This is a genomic window from Arthrobacter sp. TE26545 (assembly GCF_056279005.1).
On record NZ_JBWBQM010000001.1, the window covers coordinates 3,602,491 to 3,617,211 of the forward strand.

At 65.4% G+C, this 14,721-nt stretch carries 13 protein-coding genes; 2 read left to right on the top strand and 11 right to left on the bottom strand.

The annotated features are described in order from the left end of the window. Nucleotides 1-11: 11 nt before the first annotated feature. The 4 genes from ACZ9CK_RS16390 to ACZ9CK_RS16405 all read right to left on the bottom strand — a co-directional run bounded on the left by ACZ9CK_RS16390 (nt 12) and on the right by ACZ9CK_RS16405 (nt 5,803). Complete coding sequence (locus tag ACZ9CK_RS16390) at nt 12-2,651, bottom strand: trehalase-like domain-containing protein (protein WP_476050494.1); 2,640 nt, start codon at nt 2,649-2,651, stop codon at nt 12-14. Between the two features lie 165 nt (nt 2,652-2,816). Then, the gene (locus ACZ9CK_RS16395) at nt 2,817-2,978 is read right to left on the bottom strand and encodes a hypothetical protein (protein ID WP_476050495.1); all 162 of its coding nucleotides are present in this window, start codon (nt 2,976-2,978) and stop codon (nt 2,817-2,819) included. Beyond that, complete coding sequence (locus ACZ9CK_RS16400; RefSeq protein WP_476050496.1) at nt 2,932-4,656, bottom strand: hypothetical protein; 1,725 nt, start codon at nt 4,654-4,656, stop codon at nt 2,932-2,934. Before ACZ9CK_RS16400 ends, ACZ9CK_RS16395 begins: the two co-directional genes overlap by 47 nt. 157 nt (nt 4,657-4,813) lie before the next feature. Continuing rightward, nucleotides 4,814-5,803, bottom strand: coding sequence for an LLM class flavin-dependent oxidoreductase (locus tag ACZ9CK_RS16405; protein ID WP_426300373.1), 990 nt, complete (start codon nt 5,801-5,803; stop codon nt 4,814-4,816). A gap of 191 nt (nt 5,804-5,994) precedes the next feature. Between ACZ9CK_RS16405 and ACZ9CK_RS16410 the strand changes: the two genes are divergently transcribed. Continuing rightward, a complete protein-coding gene (locus tag ACZ9CK_RS16410) occupies nt 5,995-6,411 on the top strand; it encodes a hypothetical protein (protein ID WP_476050497.1) in 417 nt (138 codons plus the stop codon). Between the two features lie 28 nt (nt 6,412-6,439). On the opposite strand, the gene ACZ9CK_RS16415 is transcribed toward ACZ9CK_RS16410, so the two are convergent. Together ACZ9CK_RS16415 and ACZ9CK_RS16420 are read right to left on the bottom strand one after the other, a co-directional pair. Then, nucleotides 6,440-6,727 (bottom strand): hypothetical protein, encoded by a 288-nt coding sequence (locus tag ACZ9CK_RS16415; protein ID WP_426300381.1) that lies wholly within the window; start codon nt 6,725-6,727, stop codon nt 6,440-6,442. 90 nt (nt 6,728-6,817) lie between these two features. Continuing rightward, entirely contained in the window at nt 6,818-8,920 is a 2,103-nt protein-coding gene (locus tag ACZ9CK_RS16420; RefSeq protein ID WP_476050498.1) for a PxKF domain-containing protein, read from the bottom strand. 494 nt (nt 8,921-9,414) lie between these two features. On the opposite strand from ACZ9CK_RS16420, the gene ACZ9CK_RS16425 reads away from it, so the two are divergent. Further along, on the top strand, nt 9,415-10,401 hold the full coding sequence (locus tag ACZ9CK_RS16425) for an ABC transporter substrate-binding protein (RefSeq protein WP_476050499.1): 987 nt from the start codon (nt 9,415-9,417) through the stop codon (nt 10,399-10,401). A gap of 90 nt (nt 10,402-10,491) precedes the next feature. On the opposite strand, the gene ACZ9CK_RS16430 is transcribed toward ACZ9CK_RS16425, so the two are convergent. The 5 genes from ACZ9CK_RS16430 to ACZ9CK_RS16450 all read right to left on the bottom strand — a co-directional run bounded on the left by ACZ9CK_RS16430 (nt 10,492) and on the right by ACZ9CK_RS16450 (nt 14,689). Further along, a complete protein-coding gene (locus tag ACZ9CK_RS16430; protein ID WP_426300387.1) occupies nt 10,492-11,235 on the bottom strand; it encodes an SDR family NAD(P)-dependent oxidoreductase in 744 nt (247 codons plus the stop codon). 25 nt (nt 11,236-11,260) lie between these two features. Further along, on the bottom strand, nt 11,261-12,031 hold the full coding sequence (locus ACZ9CK_RS16435) for an SDR family NAD(P)-dependent oxidoreductase (RefSeq protein ID WP_426300389.1): 771 nt from the start codon (nt 12,029-12,031) through the stop codon (nt 11,261-11,263). A 25-nt stretch (nt 12,032-12,056) separates the two neighbouring features. Beyond that, a complete protein-coding gene (locus ACZ9CK_RS16440) occupies nt 12,057-13,433 on the bottom strand; it encodes an APC family permease (RefSeq protein WP_476050500.1) in 1,377 nt (458 codons plus the stop codon). A gap of 264 nt (nt 13,434-13,697) precedes the next feature. Next, a complete protein-coding gene (locus ACZ9CK_RS16445) occupies nt 13,698-14,363 on the bottom strand; it encodes a TetR/AcrR family transcriptional regulator (protein ID WP_476050501.1) in 666 nt (221 codons plus the stop codon). Nucleotides 14,364-14,491: 128 nt separating this feature from the next. After that, nucleotides 14,492-14,689, bottom strand: a complete 198-nt coding sequence (locus ACZ9CK_RS16450; protein ID WP_426300395.1) for a hypothetical protein — start codon at nt 14,687-14,689, stop codon at nt 14,492-14,494. Nucleotides 14,690-14,721: the final 32 nt, after the last annotated feature.

Here is a 14,721-nt window from a genome sequence, read left to right on the forward strand (position 1 = left end):
AGGCAGGTCCTCTATTCCTCTTCCACCGTGGAAAGGTAGCGGTCCAGCAGCTGCGCGCAGCGGATGAAGCCAAGGTGCGAGTAGGCCTGAGGGTGGTTTCCGAGGTGCGTTTCCGTGCCGGGATCGTATTCCTCCGGCAGCAGTCCGGTGGGCCCGAAAAGCGCCACGAGCTGGTTGAACAACTCCAGGGCGTCGTCCATCCGCCCCACTGCAAGATAGGCCTCGATCAGCCAGGTAGTGCAGATGTGGAAGCCGCCTTCCAGGCCCGGCAGGCCGTCGTCGTAACGGTACCGGAACACGGTGGGTCCCACACGCAGTTCCCGTTCGACGGCGGCGACGGTGTCCAGGAATCGCTGGTCCCGGACATCCAGCAGGCCGGACAGTCCAATGTGCAGCACCGCGGCGTCCAGGTCCGGGCTGTCGTACGCCACGGTGTAGGAGCTCGCTGAATCGTCCCAGCCTTCGCGAAGCACCTCCTCCCGGATGGCGTTGGCTGTTTCTTCCCACCCGGCGCCGACGGGCCTGCGGAAACGGACGGCGGTGTGCATGGCCCGGTCGAGGGTCACCCAGCACATCACCTTGGTGTAGGTGTGGTGGCGCGGGGCACGGCGGGCTTCCCAGATGCCGTGGTCGGGTTCGTGCCAACGCGCCAGCACAGCCGAGGCCATCTGCTCCATGAGGGTCCAGTGCTCGTCCGGCAGCGTCCGCCGGCGTTTGCCGAGGCCATGGATGAGCTCCGCGATCGGCCCGAAAACGTCAAGCTGCACCTGGTGGTCCGCGGCGTTCCCGATCCGCACCGGCCGCGATCCGGCGTAACCGGGGAGGGTGTCGATGATGGCCTCCGTCGATAGGGGCGCGCCGGTCACGGAGTACAGCGGGTGCAGCCACTCGGGCCCCGGAGCGTTCTCCAGGATGCGGCCCAGCCAGCGGAGAAAACCGTCAGCCTCCTCCGTGGAGCCGAGGTCCACCAGGGCGTTGACCGTCATGGAACCGTCCCTGAGCCAGCAATAGCGGTAGTCCCAGTTGCGGGTTCCGCCGATTCCTTCCGGCAGCGAGGTGGTGGGCGCGGCGAGGACGGCGCCCGTGGGCTCGTGCACCAGGGATTTCAGCACCAGCGCCGAGCGCCGCACCAGCGACGGCTTCACGGCGGGCAGCTCCAGCTCCCGGACCCACTGCCGGGATTGCTGCGCGACGGCGGTCCGCCGCGCGGGCTCTCCGGCGGGGTCCGCCGTCGCCGGCTCAGTGTCCCCGCACCGCAGGTTCAGGACCACGGGCCCGTGGGCGAGGCTCACCTCGGCGGTGGCGGTGCCGTGTTTGCCGTCACTGGTGACAGTGAAGGCGACGTCGGGAGCGGAGAGGACGATGGGCTCCGAGGTGCCCACGACGTGCAGCTCGTCGCCGCGGACCTCCATGCTGAAGGGGGCGTTCGCGTAATCGGGGCGCGGCGCGAACACGATCCGGGCGCTGCCGGCGCCGGACAGCACCCGGACAAGGCTGGTGACGCCGTCCGGCGCGGGCTCCAGGTAGTCCGTGACCAGGAGGTCGGCCCAGCGGGTTTCCACGATCATGGTGTTGTCCACATAGCGCTGGCCGAGCACCTGGGAGGCCTTGACCGGCTCGACGCTGAAGTGACCCGCGGGGTCGCCGCCCAGGATGTGCGCAAAGAGGGAGCCGGAATCGGGCAAGGGGTGGCTCATCCAGCAGATTTTGCCTTCCGGGGTGAGCAGCGCCGTGGACGTTCCGTTACCGATCATCGAGTGCCGTTCCAGGCCCACCGCGTCCTCGCCAAACAGCCAGGCCCGGCGAAGTTCGAACAGGATGGCCAGAACCTTGGCGAAGGACTCGGGGTCCGGGAGGCGGTGGGTGGCGGCAGTCTCGCCGGGGCCCACATGCAACCCAAGGTCCGGGCCGCGCAGGGTCGCCAAGGCAAGTTCGTCGCTGTCGGCGTCGCCGGCGAACAGGGCGGCACTCGCGCCGAGGGTTTGCCGCAATTGCTCCAGGGCAGCGTCCTTGGAGGGTTCAACAATCGAAAGGTCCAGCACTGAGCCGTCCACAATGAAGAACAGGCCCAGCTCCTGCGCGATCTCGCGGGCCCGCCCGGTCACCCTGGCGACCACGTCCGGCGTCGCAGGCCTGGTGCGGACCCCGACCGCAGCCGGCTTCCGTTCAATGGTGATGCCCTTTTCGAAACCGAGGGATTCCTGCAACGCAACCGCGGCCTGCTGCAGGACGGCCTCCGTGCCCATGGACACCCCGTAGGCGTAGGCCATGTCGAATTCCACGCCGTGCGAGCCCACCAGGTGGACTTCGGCGGGCAGCCGCGAGACGGCGGCCAGGTCACGCAGGGAGCGGCCGGAAATGACGGCGGCGTGCGTGTTCGGCAAGGCCGCGAGCGCCCGGAGCGCGACGGCGGCGCTGCCCAGCGGAAGGGTTTCGGTGGACACTCCTTCGGCCTCGCACAGGGTTCCGCCGTAGTTGCAGGCCACCAGCAGGCCGGGTGTGCGGGCCAGCATCCTCAGCTCCGCGAGCAGTTCCGGGGTGATGCCGTCATCCGCCGCGTTGGACTGCACGAATGCGCGCAGCAGGCCCAGCGGCAGCGACTTGGTCAGCAGGGCCGAATCGGCCACGGATTGGTTGAGCGGGGTGGGCATGGGCGGCATCCTTCCGGGTGGATGCGTCCAGTTTCCGCCCGCCCGGTTTCGCCTGCGTGGCCCTTGTGTTGCCGGGGCGTAACGGGTCTCCGGGACCCACGACCGTCGGCATGCCTGCGGCCCGGGAACCATGCGGTTCCCGGGCCCCAGGCCTGTCCTTGATGCCTAGCGGCGGGCGCGCCGCCGCGTCGCCAGGAGGAGCACGACGCCGGCCGCGCCGAGCACGCCGCCGGCCAGTCCCAGCGGGGCCAGGCCCGCCGGGGTACCGGTTTCGGCCAGCTCACCGCTGGCAGCAGACTGCACCTCGCCCGGGTCCGAGGCGGTCACGTTCCCCGCGGGCCGGATTTCCGACGCCAGTGGACGGGTTTCCGCCGGCTTCTTCGGCGGTGTGGGGCTTCTTCGGCGGAGTGGGTTTCTTCGGCGGCACGGGCTTGATCACCACGTCGCTGTCGATGCCGGTCACGGTCTGGCCGGCTTCGACGGTCACCGTTGCCGCGCTGGCGAGGGTCTTGCCGCCATACCAGGACTTCGTGCCGGCTTCCGTGGTCGCCCAAAATTCAACCTTGTAGGAACCAGGCATCAGGCCGAAGGCTTCGTAGTTTCCGTCAGGTTCCGGAAGGGCATCACCGATTTCGCGGCCGGCAAGGTCCAGGATCCGGATGAGCGTCGCGTCCGGTTCGAACGGTGCTTTGGCCTGTCCGGTAATCACTGACTCGGGCACGGCAGCGAAATCGATCCCCGGGGTCGTCAGCCCCTCGGTCACGTCCACCGTGGTCGCCGTGGCCATGGTCCCGCCGTACCACTGGTTGGCGTAGCCGCCGATCTCACCGTACAGCTGAACCTTGACCTGGCCCGTGGGAAGACCACTCACTGTGTAACTTCCATCCGGGTTCACCATGGCAAAGCCGGCGGGCGGGCCAAAGCGCGGATGGGGATTCTCGGCCGGGTAGACCCGCACCATGAGGGGTCCGTCGCCGGTGTATCCGGACACCGTGCCGCTCAGGCTTCCCGCGGCGGGCAGCGTGAAGTCGATCCCGGTCACGGCCGCTCCCCCGGCCACCGCCACGGGCGTTGCCGTGGCCTCATCGGCGCCGCCGTGCCACAGCGGATCGCTGCCGATCGGGCTCGGGAAGACAGCCACCTTATAGGAACCGGCCGCAAGTCCGGAGACCGTGTACGTGCCGTCAGCCGAGGCGTTCGCCAGGGACACAGGCATGCCGGAAAGTGTGAAGACCTGCACCATGGTGCCCTCGACTCCCCCGCCGCCTGGCCGGGTAATGGTTCCGGAGATGCTGGCGCTGCCGGCGTCGACCGTGAAGGAGACATCCTCGCCGGTGATTGCCGCGCCCTCGGCCACCACGATGGCCGGGGCGGATTCCGGGCTCAGGCTGTTGCCGTTCCACACCGAGGGGTAGCTTCCGGTGGTGCCCATGAAGTTGAGTTTGTAGGAACCCGGAGCAAGGTTTTCCAGAATGTACTGGCCGTCGGGATCGGTCGCCGTCGCGGCTGCCGGGAAGTCATAGGAGCCGTCCAGGAAGGCAGTGACCACCACCGGTTCCGGTTCCGCGCCGGCGTCGAAGGTCACCGTGCCGGAGATGGATGCCGCCAGCAAGAGCGAGGCGTCCACGCCCCTGATCTCCTGGCCGTCCGCCAGTTCGATCCACGGGGCGGCGTCCTCGCTCAGGGCTCCGCCGTTCCACACGGCGGTGGTTGCCGGATTGGCGAACATGATCTTGTACCGACCCGGCCACGTCCCGGCGAAAGTGTATGCGCCGGTGGCGTCGGGCGTGGTTTCCGAATCAAGCATCGTATAACCCTCCGGCATTTCAACCAGGAGGGAAACCGTCGTCTGCGTGACGTCCGCGCCCGCGGGAACCGTAACCGTCCCGGAGATGCTGGCCGTTCCCGCGGCATGGGCCGGGACGACGCCGGCAAAGACCATGCCGGTCAGCAGGGTCAGTAAAAGAACAAGGCGCAACCGCGCCCTGGAGATGGCGCGCGCCATGGAGCCCCCAAGATATTCATGAATAGATGCGAAGGGTCGGCGCCGCAGCGCCGAGTGATGAGCAGAACTCTATGGCGCCGCAGAGCCGCGGCTCAAGTCGGGAGCATCAAGAGTCCGCCGGTCTCCCTTTGCGTTCGAACACGCGTGCCGGCAGTCCCTACGCCGGCACCAGCCCCGCGGCCCGGGCGGTGAGTTCCACCGAGCGCAGGCGGCTCTGCGTGCTGGTGCTTTGATGGGCCACGATCAGTTCGTCGGCGTCGGCGTGCTTGGCGAATTCGTCGAGGTACTCCCGCACGGCTTCTGGCGTCCCGACGGCCGAGTACTGCATCATCTGGGCAACGTGCTGGCCTTGGGCCGAGTCGAGGATGAGGTCGGCTTCGTCGTCGGTGAAGGTGCGGCCGTTGCCGAAGAAGGTGGAGATGCGGGCCCGCTTCACGTCGAGGTGCATCTGCTGCGCCTCCGACGCCGAATCCGCGGCCACCACGTTCAGCCCCGCGATCACATAGGGTTCCGCGAGTTGTTCCGAGGGCTTGAACTCCCGGCGGTAGAGGGCGACGGCGTCCTGCAGCGCGGCGGGCGCGAAGTGCGAGGCGAAGGCGTACGGGAGCCCGAGCTGGGCTGCCAGCCGCGCCCCGAACAGGGAAGACCCCAGGATGTAGAGCGGCACATTCGTGCCGCGTCCCGGCGTCGCCTCGACGCCCTGGATCCGGCTGGGCCCGCTCAAGTAGCCCTGCAGTTCCAGCACGTCCTGCGGGAAGGTGTCCGCCGCCGTCGGGTCCCGCCGCAGGGCGCGCATGGTGTTCTGGTCGCTGCCGGGCGCGCGGCCGAGGCCGAGGTCGATGCGGCCCGGGTGCAGGGTTTCAAGGGTGCCGAACTGCTCGGCGATGGTCAGCGGCGAGTGGTTGGGCAGCATGATCCCGCCGGCGCCGAGGCGGATGCTCTCCGTGTTGGCGGCGATGTGCGCGATCAGCACGCTCGTGGCCGAGGAGGCGATGGAGCTCATGTTGTGGTGCTCGGCGTACCAGATCCGGCGGTAGCCGAGCCGCTCGGCCAGTTGCGCCATGGCGACGCTGCCCGCGAAGCTCTCCGCCGCCGTCTGGCCTTTGCCGATGATTGCCAGGTCCAGGATGGAGAGGGGAACAGTCACGTCGGTGCCGGCCTTTCGATTGCGTTCAGGCGGCCGCGTTTCCGGCCGCATTTGGGACAACGACGGCGGGTGGCCGGGAAATTCCTGACGGCCGGGGTGGGTCGGGTCACCTGCTTTGTGGTTCCCGGTCCTGGGGGCCTTGAACCGCTGTCCTCAGCGGAGCATCCTGAATCCGACAGAGGAGAGCACCCATGGAACCTCACAACCACGATGAAGGAACTGCCGGAGTCCTCGCCGCCCTTGCGTATATCGATAACGTCGGCTTCCACGGCATCGCCACCAACCTCACCGGCCCGGCACCGAAGATCGACCGCAACTGGGCCGCGCTGATCGGCAATGCGCGCATCGCCGTCGCCGCTACAACGTGGCCTGGCCAGCTGGATCCCCAGGTCCAGGCGTTCCTTACATCTGCCGCGAAGCTTGTCGCTGCACTCGAGCTGCGGGACACCGATGCGACGAAGGGACCCGCCGGGGAACTGCACATCAGCTACCACGCGCTCAGCGACGCCGGCTGGCAGCACCTCGCCCGGGCCGCAGGCATCGCGGCGGGGGCGCATGGAGCGGAAGGGCACGCGGGGCACGAAGGGCACGAGCACCATCACCACTAGTGCTGCCCATGTCGAGCAGCAGCGATGGTCAATCCGGAAATTGAAGGCCGGCCGCTATCGGGGCCAGTGCCGCGGCCAGCAACTGCTTCTTGCCGGGGCTGATGTCCACACCCCAGTCGCGGGCGATGGTGCCCACGGTCCAGGCGACTACTTCCTCCAGGGACAGCCCGCTGAGCAGCAAGGACAGGGCGCGGTCCGCTTCCGCGTCGTATTCATCCTCGGGAAACCAGTCCCCGCCCGCCCCGAGCCCCGCAACGTCGCTTTCAAGGAAAGCGCGCCGGACGGCCTGCCGGACGTGTTTGTCTTCCTGCCCCAAGCTGTCCTCCAATCCGCCACAAGCCTCCCCCAAAAACCAGACACACGAAGGCCCGGGATCATGCCCCGGGCCTTCGTGCGAACAGCACTCCTACTTCATCTTGAAGTTCGCAAAGATGCTGGAGCCGTCGGCTGCCTTCATGGTCAGCCGGTAGCACGATCCCGGGGTGGCCGGGGTCTTCCAGTTGTAGATGAACTGGCCGCTAACCGAGTCGTACCGGAGGGAGGTATTCCCCGTGGCTGTCAGCTCGATGTCGTCCACCGTGCTCAGCGTGCAGGTGATCTTGGTGGCGCTCATCGTCACGACGTTGGTGTCCGTCAACTCCGTGCTGCCTGCGAAGACTTCAAACTTCGCCGGAACCGTGCTGCCGCCCTTGACCGTGTTCAGCACACCGTTCATGTCCACCGGCTGGTAGAAGCCCTTGATCGTCCAGGCCATCACCGTGTACGTCTGCTGGGTGGTTGAGGTGCGGCCGGCGTTGTCCGTGGCCGTTGCCGTGAGCGTGTGGGTGCCCACCAGGTTGGAGTACCCGGTGACTACGCAGCCGGCCGGGCCGGACACGTCATCGGATGCCGTGCAGCTTGGGGCCGAGGCGACGGAGCCGAAGTACGCGTTGCCCACCACCGAGTCGAAGGAGGCGACGGGATCCGTCTTGTCCACCTTGAAACTGCGGCTGTCCGCTCCTGCTGCCGTTACGTTGCCTGCTTCGTCGGAGAACGCCGGGCTGGCAACCGCGACGGCGGATCCCTCACCGGAGGAGGTCGCCGTCTGGGTGGCCGACGCCGGACCGGAGGTCGCGTCCGTTCCCGTGAACGTCGCGGTGACGTCCGAGGTGTACCAGCCGTTGTCGCCCAGGGTTCCAGCCGCGCTGGTGTAAGCAACCGACGGTGCCGTCTTGTCGATCTTGAAGCTGTGGCTGGCCGCGCCCGCCGCCGTCACGTTGCCTGCGTTGTCCGAGAACGCGGGGCTCTGCACGACGACGGCCGAACCTTCACCGCTGCTTGTGGCCGTCTGAGTCGCCGACGCCGGGCCCGACGTCGCGTCGCTTCCAGTGAAGGTTGCGGTGACGTCCGAGGTGTACCAGCCGTTGTTGCCTTCGGTGCCACTTGCGCTGGTGTACTCAACGCCCGGTGCGGTCTTGTCGATCATGAAGCTGTGGCTGGCCGCGCCTGCCGCCGTCTCGTTGCCTGCGTTGTCCGAGAATGCCGGGCTCTGCACGACGACGTCGGATCCTTCACCGCTGCTGTTGGCCGTCTGCGTCGCCGACGCCGGGCCCGACGTCGCGTCCGTTCCCGTGAAGGTGGCGGTGACGTCCGAGGTGTACCAGCCGTTGTTGCCCACCGTGCCGCTGGCGCTGGTGTACGCAACGCCCGGTGCAGTGCCGTCCTTCTTGATGGACACGGTGACCGGACCGGCGGAGCCGCCGCTGCTGCTCGCGCTGCAGCTGTAGTCCGCGGACGGCTGGTCAACGCTGATGAGCTGGTCCGCGCACCCGGTCAGGGCCAGGGTGCTGGGGGAATCGCCTTCGGTGACCGTCCAATCCAGGTACACCTCGCTGCGGTACCAGCCGTTGAGCCCGTCGGGCGCCACGGGGCTAAGGGTGTAGCTGATGCCGGGGGCAGTCGCATCCACAATGCTGTAGCTCAGGGAAGCAGCGGCGTGGAGGCCGCCGGCATCCGTGTAGTCGCAGTTCGCCGTCTGGCTTCCGACGCCGGTGGCGGCATCCGGTCCGGTGATCGCTCCCAGCGTGGCTGCGAAGGTGCTCGGGCCGTCCTCGGTGTCCGTCACGTTGCAGACCGCGGCCGGGACCGCGCCCTTGGAGTACGAAGAGCCGGCCGAGACGCCTGTGATACCCAGGGTAGGTGCGGTGTTGGACGGCGCCGGGGCTGCGACATTGACTTGGAACGTGGCCGGGGCGAGGTTGAAGGTTCCGCCGGTGTCGTTGCTGGCGACGCTCGCACTGACGGTAGTCGAACCGGTGCTTAGCGGCGTTACGGTGACCAGCTTGGTGGTGCCGCACGAGGTGAAGGTCACCGAGGACGGGCTGACCGTGGCCACTGAAGGCTGGCTTGAGGTGAGGTTGAGCGTCAGGGTCGTGGACCCCGTGAGGTTGCAGCCGCTCTTGCCGTCTCCACCGGTGGGATCCACGGCCAGCACGGTGGTTCCGTTGGCTCCGCCGGCGTTCAACGGCATGACTTCGGCAACCGAATCAATGGTGCCGTCGAGGTTGTTGTAAATGTTGTCGGCCCGGGCAATGCCGGCTGCACTCAGGAGCAGTGCTCCCGTGCCTAGCGCGGCGGCGGCCCTGAGACCTGTTTTCCGTAAAGTTCCCCGCCTTCGGGGCGTTTCTTGACAAGCTTCCGGCTGTCCCATTTTGAGTTGCCTCCCCAGACTGGTGCAGCCCCCGCGGCCGCAGCGTGGTCCCACCGTAGGACCGGGCCTGCATGCGGCACACGCGTAATCCCCACTCGTCTTTCTCCTGGGGGTACTCGTCTTTTTGTGCGTTTATTTCCCCGCACTACTTGCTTCCCTGCCTGCGGGGGTTCCGAATATGACCTTCGCGGACCCGCGGTTAAGCCCGGTTTCGCCCGGTATCAAAGCGTTTCAAATTGCTTTGACCGCCGGTTTTCGCTGCCGGATAGTTGCTGCGACAAGCACTCCGTTCAGCAGAAAATCAGAGGTATTCCATGGCTATCTCGGCCTTCACAAAGGGCTCCGCACTGGTCCTTGCGGCAGCAGCAACGATCGGGCTCGCGGCCTGCTCGGACCCGGGCGCCGCAGCGCAGGGGGCGGCAGCGCCGTCGTCGTCCGCTGCGACCATTGGCGGCAAGAGCTTCAACCTCAGCCCCGAGCAGAACCGCTTCCCGGTGAGCAAGGACGACGCCGCCGCGGCCCTGGTGCCGGAGGCCATCAAGGCGGACGGCAAGCTGACCGTGGTCACCACCGGCGGCACCGCTCCGCTCAGCCTGTTCGCCACGGACAACAAGACCCTCATCGGCAACGAAGTGGACCTGGCGTACGCTGTCGGCGAGACCCTGGGCCTGAAGGTCGAGGTGCTGCCGGTGGCCTGGGCGGACTGGCCGCTGGGTGTGGCGTCCGGCAAGTACGAGGCCGTGCTGTCCAACGTGACGGTCACCGAGGAGCGCAAGGAGAGATTCGACTTCGCCAGCTACCGGACAGACCTTCTGGGCTTCTATGCGAAGAGCGACTCTGACATTGGCGAGGTGAAGGAAGCCAAGGACGTGGCGGGCAAACGGGTGATCGTGGGCTCGGGCACCAACCAGGAGGCGATCCTGGTGCGCTGGGACGAGGAGAACAAGAAGAACGGCCTGAAGCCGGTTGAGTTCCAGTACTACGATGACGACTCCGCCTCCTCGCTCGCGATCCAGTCCGGCCGTGCGGACCTGACTTTCGGTCCGAACGCCGGTGCCGCGTACAAGGCCGCGAAGGACGGCAAGACCAAGCAGGTGGGCACCGTCAACGGCGGCTGGCCGCTGAAGGCCGACATCGCCTTCACCACCAAGAAGGGCAACGGGCTGGCGGTTGCTGCGCAGGCCGCGCTGAACGTGCTTATCAAGAACGGGACGTACGGGAAGATCCTGGACCGCTGGGGGCTTTCTTCGGAGGCGATTACGAAGTCGGAACTGAACCCGCCTGGGTTGCCGAAGAAGTAGCTTTGTCGATATGCAGCGGCCCTGGCGACGCGGGAAATCAATCCCGCGTTCGCCAGGGCTGCTTTGTCCACCAAGGCCCCCAAGGCCCCCTTATGCGGCGGTATATGCCCCGTCGACAAGGACCTCGCTGCCGCTCATGTAGGACCCTTCATCTGAAGCGAGGAACAGCACAGCGAACGCGATCTCCTCGGGACGAGCCCACCGTCCGAAGGGGAAGCTCTCCGGCGGCAACGAGGTCCCGGGTTCCGTGCTGTTGAGCAACATCGGGGTTTCCGTCTCACCCGGGCAGACCGCGTTGACACGGATACCGTCTGCCGCCAGCTCGAGTGCTGCAGCCTTCGTCATCCCCCGCAGGGCCCACTTCGAAGCCACGTAAGCAAAGTTGTCTTCGAAAGCCACGAGGCCAGAGGTGGAACAGATGTTGATGATTGAGCCCCCACCGGCATACCGCATCGCCGGGACGACAGCCCGCATTCCAAGGAACGGACCCACCTGGTTGACGTCGATGACAGTGCGATAGTCCTCTTCACTGACACTCTCAAGGCGGGTCGATCGAAATATTCCGGCGTTGTTGACAAGAACACTCGGTGCGCCATAGGTGATTTCGCATTCTCGAACAACGTCGGCCCAATCCGATGCAGACGTGACGCTTCGCCTGGGGAGGAAATGGAACCGGTCTGCGCCGAGCTCAGCAACCAGCCCGGGCCCCTCCCCTTCGGCAATATCAAAGCCCACCACCCTTGCGCCCTCCCGAACGAGCGCGCGCACATGCTCCAGGCCCATGCCGCTTCCGGCACCGCTCACGATCGCGATCTTGCCTTTGACTCGATCCACTTACTTGACTCTTCTCTGCAGGGGATTACTGCGCGGTGTAGGCGCCATCGATGACAAGTTCGCCGCCACTCATATAGGACGATTCATCCGAGGCGAGGAAGACGACGGCGGCGCTGACCTCCTCCGGCTGTGCCCACCTTTTGAAGGGCAGGTCATCCGTAGGCGGCAATGCACCTGAAGGAGTGTCGGCAATCGCGCGAATCATCGGGGTGTCCGTGTCGCCCGGGCAAACGGCGTTGACGCGGATGCCGTCTTTGGCCAACTCGAGCGCTGCGGCCTTCGTCATCCCCCGCACGGCCCATTTCGATGCAACATAGGGAAACAAGTCGGCGAACGCCACCAACGCCGCGGTCGAAGCGATGTTGATGATCGAACCGCCGGACTCGCGCAAAGATGGAACCAACGCGCGCATTCCGAGGAAGGTACCAATCTGGTTGATGTCAATCACCCGGCGGTAGTCCTCTTCCGAAACCTTTTCCAGCGAGTGCAGAGGCGAAATTCCCGCGTTGTTGATCAGCACGTTCGGGGTTCCGAAGCGCTGTCGACCGGCAGCGACCGCCCGCTCCCAGTCCTCGGCTTTCCGCACGTCTCCGCGGAGGAAGAGCAGCTTGTCTTCCCCCAGTTCGTCAACGAGTTGGGGACCAGCCCCCTCATTGAGGTCGAACGAGATGACCCGGGCCCCTTCGCGAATCAACCGGCGCGTGTGGCTGACGCCCATGCCGCTTGCACCGCCGCTGAGGACTGCGATCTTGCCGGCGAGTCGTTGTGTCATGTTGTTTTCCTTCTGCGATGTCATGTATGTGCCTCTCTTGGCGGAGTGGCTACTGGCGTCCGATTTTTTCGTAGACAGCGGGCTTCGACTTCTTCAGCCAGCGCGCATACGCGATGCCTCCCACCCAGACCAACGGGATGAAGAGCGTGAAGGACAACGAAGCGAGGGACCCTGCGCCGATAAGCGCGTCAACGTTCAAGAAGCTCAGAGCCAGCACTATCGCCAGGCTGACCAGTGCGAGCGTGGGTGCGACGGTCGTCTTCCAGGCGCCCCGACCGGGCACCTTGTGGCGTTTGAAATAGACGAGCACTGCAACGGAAACCAACACCAGGAGAGCAACGACAACGATCGCGCCGAGACCATTGAGGCGGATGTAGACGGTGAAGGCGTCCGTGCCGGCTGAATCAAAGGCCGTAGCCACAGCAATGATGACCACCGCCGCAATTTCGAGGCCGCTGACGATGAGTGAGGCAACGAATGGTGAATGATGGCGGGGGTGCGCAACCCCAAGAATGCCCGGCATCACACCGTCCTTGCCAAGCGAGTAGGCATACCGGGCTACGGCGTTGTGCTGAGCGAGCAGGCATGCAAACGTCGAGGAGATCACGAGGACATTGATGATGCCCGGAACGACGTTTCCGACATAGGCTGCGGCAAGGTCGCCGAACATGGAAGCGACGGCGCCTCCGGCCCGGGCATCGGCGACACCCTGTGAGCCGAGAGCGGTCAGCATGGCCCAAGCCGCCACGAGGTAGAAGACGCCAATGAGGACAACTGCAACATACGTGGCCCTGGGAATGGTCCTGTTGGGGTCTTTGGCCTCCTCACGATAGATGGCCGAGGATTCGAATCCCCCGAAGCACAGCATCGCGAACAACAGGACCAGGCCAAAGTTTCCGGTGCTCGCGCCCTCCCAAGACAGGGCGCTCAGTGGCGGACCGTCCGGGCCGCCGTCGAAAAAGACCCTGAGATTGAAGACGACAACCAGCACCACCTCGAGGATCAGCGCAACGCCGAGGGTCTTGGCGGAAAACTCGATCTTGCGGTAGGCAGCCACTCCGGCCAGGCCCGCCCCGACGATCCCATAGAGATACCAAGGCAGGTCCGGTCCATGGAACGTATCAACAACGAGTTGCCGGCCGTACACCCCGAAGGCAGCCCATGTGGACAGCAGGAGCACGAGATATCCCGACATTGCCAGGAAGGCTCCGCCGAGACCCACGTCCTTTCCGAGTCCCGCTGTTATGTATGCGTAAAAGGCTCCGGGGCGTTCAACGTATCTCGTGACTGCCGTAAAGCCCACGGAGAACAGGAGCAAGATAACTGTCGAAACGGCAAGGGCAGCGATGATCCCGCTTCCCCCGAAAGCAATCATCGACGGCATGAGGCCGACAACGACGAGGAGGGGAGCTGCCCAGGCGACCACAGAGAAGAGGATGCTTCCTACGCCAAGTTGACCGCGAAGCCCGGTTGACGATTCAGTGCTATTTGGGGGTGCCGACTCATCGCGTTCGGCACTTATGTGTTGGCTCATTTTCGGTTCCTATCGAATTACTTCAGGTAATTGGGTAGGTCGAGATTTCCTGCAGGCACATCAACGGACCTAGCGACGACTTTAGGCTAACGAGCGTTAGTTAGGCAATAGTTCCCGCGCAAGTTTCGTTCTCTGAATACGTTTTGCCCGGGGGAACTAGGCCAGAGTCCGGCTTCCGCTGCCGACTTCGAGAATCGAACGGGTCAGGGCAACCGTATGATCCAACAACTGAGCGAGATCATCGTCGCGGCCGGTCCAGCCGGCCCATCGCCCGGCACCATCCAAGAGCGTGAAAATCACCTTGGTGGTTCGGGCAGGGAGCTCGTAGCCCATTTCTTCGGCCGCCGCAGCGTACATGTCCGCATGCAGGCCCATCCACAATCCGACTTCATCGCGTACCCCGTCAGTCAGAAAGCGTGCCACCTTGTCCGTGGCGACGAGGAGGTCCCAGAGGTCGGCTTCCGGCCGCTGGAGTTGCTGTGCCAGATGAAAGCGAACAAGCGCGGCCCAGTACTCCTCGGCCGAGTTGGCTTCTTCGGCGCTAGCCAAGAGGTCGCGGGCAAAGGTGTGGGTAAACCAACGGAGCGACTCCGCAACAATCTCGTCTTTGCCTTGAGGGAAGCTCGAGTAGATGCTGGGCGCCTTCATATCCAGCTCGCGGCCCAACGTTCTCATGGTCACCGAATCGAAACCCCGCGTAGTGGCAAGCTGCAGAAACGCAGCCAGGATGCGCCGACGCGCAGGCGTCTGCGCGGACCAGTCGCGGCTCGACAGGAACTCCCTGACAGCGTTGTTCGCTCGCTCGCGGGGCAACAGGCTCATCTCATCCATTCAGCTGATCGGCGGGACTTTCATCCATTGTAACTAACGATCGTTAGGGGAATGAGGGGCGGGCCGTAGCGGCAGGATTCAGTGCCCGAACCAAACGCTAAGGCCCACAGCCCAGGGGGCTATGAACCCGGATACGGCCAGGGTGTGGCATCGCTGATGTCCCGGCCTTCGGCCATGTCCTGGCGGAGGCGGTGGACGACCTTGCCGGAGCGCTTCGACTGATAGTCAGTCCGCTCTCCAAGGTCTGTCTCGTTGCAGTGCGCCGATGCTCGCAGCCATTCAACGTGCCGTCCTTGTGCGAGCTTCCTGTTCATCATCGAGATCACTCTCAAGAAGTAGTGGGGCTATT

Coding starts and splice junctions, on each gene's coding strand:
- ACZ9CK_RS16390 (WP_476050494.1), bottom strand. CDS start 2,651: ATGCCCACCCCGCTCAACCAATCCGTGGCCGATTCGGCCCTGCTGACC.
- ACZ9CK_RS16400 (WP_476050496.1), bottom strand. CDS start 4,656: ATGGCGCGCGCCATCTCCAGGGCGCGGTTGCGCCTTGTTCTTTTACTG.
- ACZ9CK_RS16410 (WP_476050497.1), top strand. CDS start 5,995: ATGGAACCTCACAACCACGATGAAGGAACTGCCGGAGTCCTCGCCGCC.
- ACZ9CK_RS16420 (WP_476050498.1), bottom strand. CDS start 8,920: ATGCCGTTGAACGCCGGCGGAGCCAACGGAACCACCGTGCTGGCCGTG.
- ACZ9CK_RS16425 (WP_476050499.1), top strand. CDS start 9,415: ATGGCTATCTCGGCCTTCACAAAGGGCTCCGCACTGGTCCTTGCGGCA.
- ACZ9CK_RS16435 (WP_426300389.1), bottom strand. CDS start 12,031: ATGACATCGCAGAAGGAAAACAACATGACACAACGACTCGCCGGCAAG.
- ACZ9CK_RS16445 (WP_476050501.1), bottom strand. CDS start 14,363: ATGAGCCTGTTGCCCCGCGAGCGAGCGAACAACGCTGTCAGGGAGTTC.
- ACZ9CK_RS16450 (WP_426300395.1), bottom strand. CDS start 14,689: ATGATGAACAGGAAGCTCGCACAAGGACGGCACGTTGAATGGCTGCGA.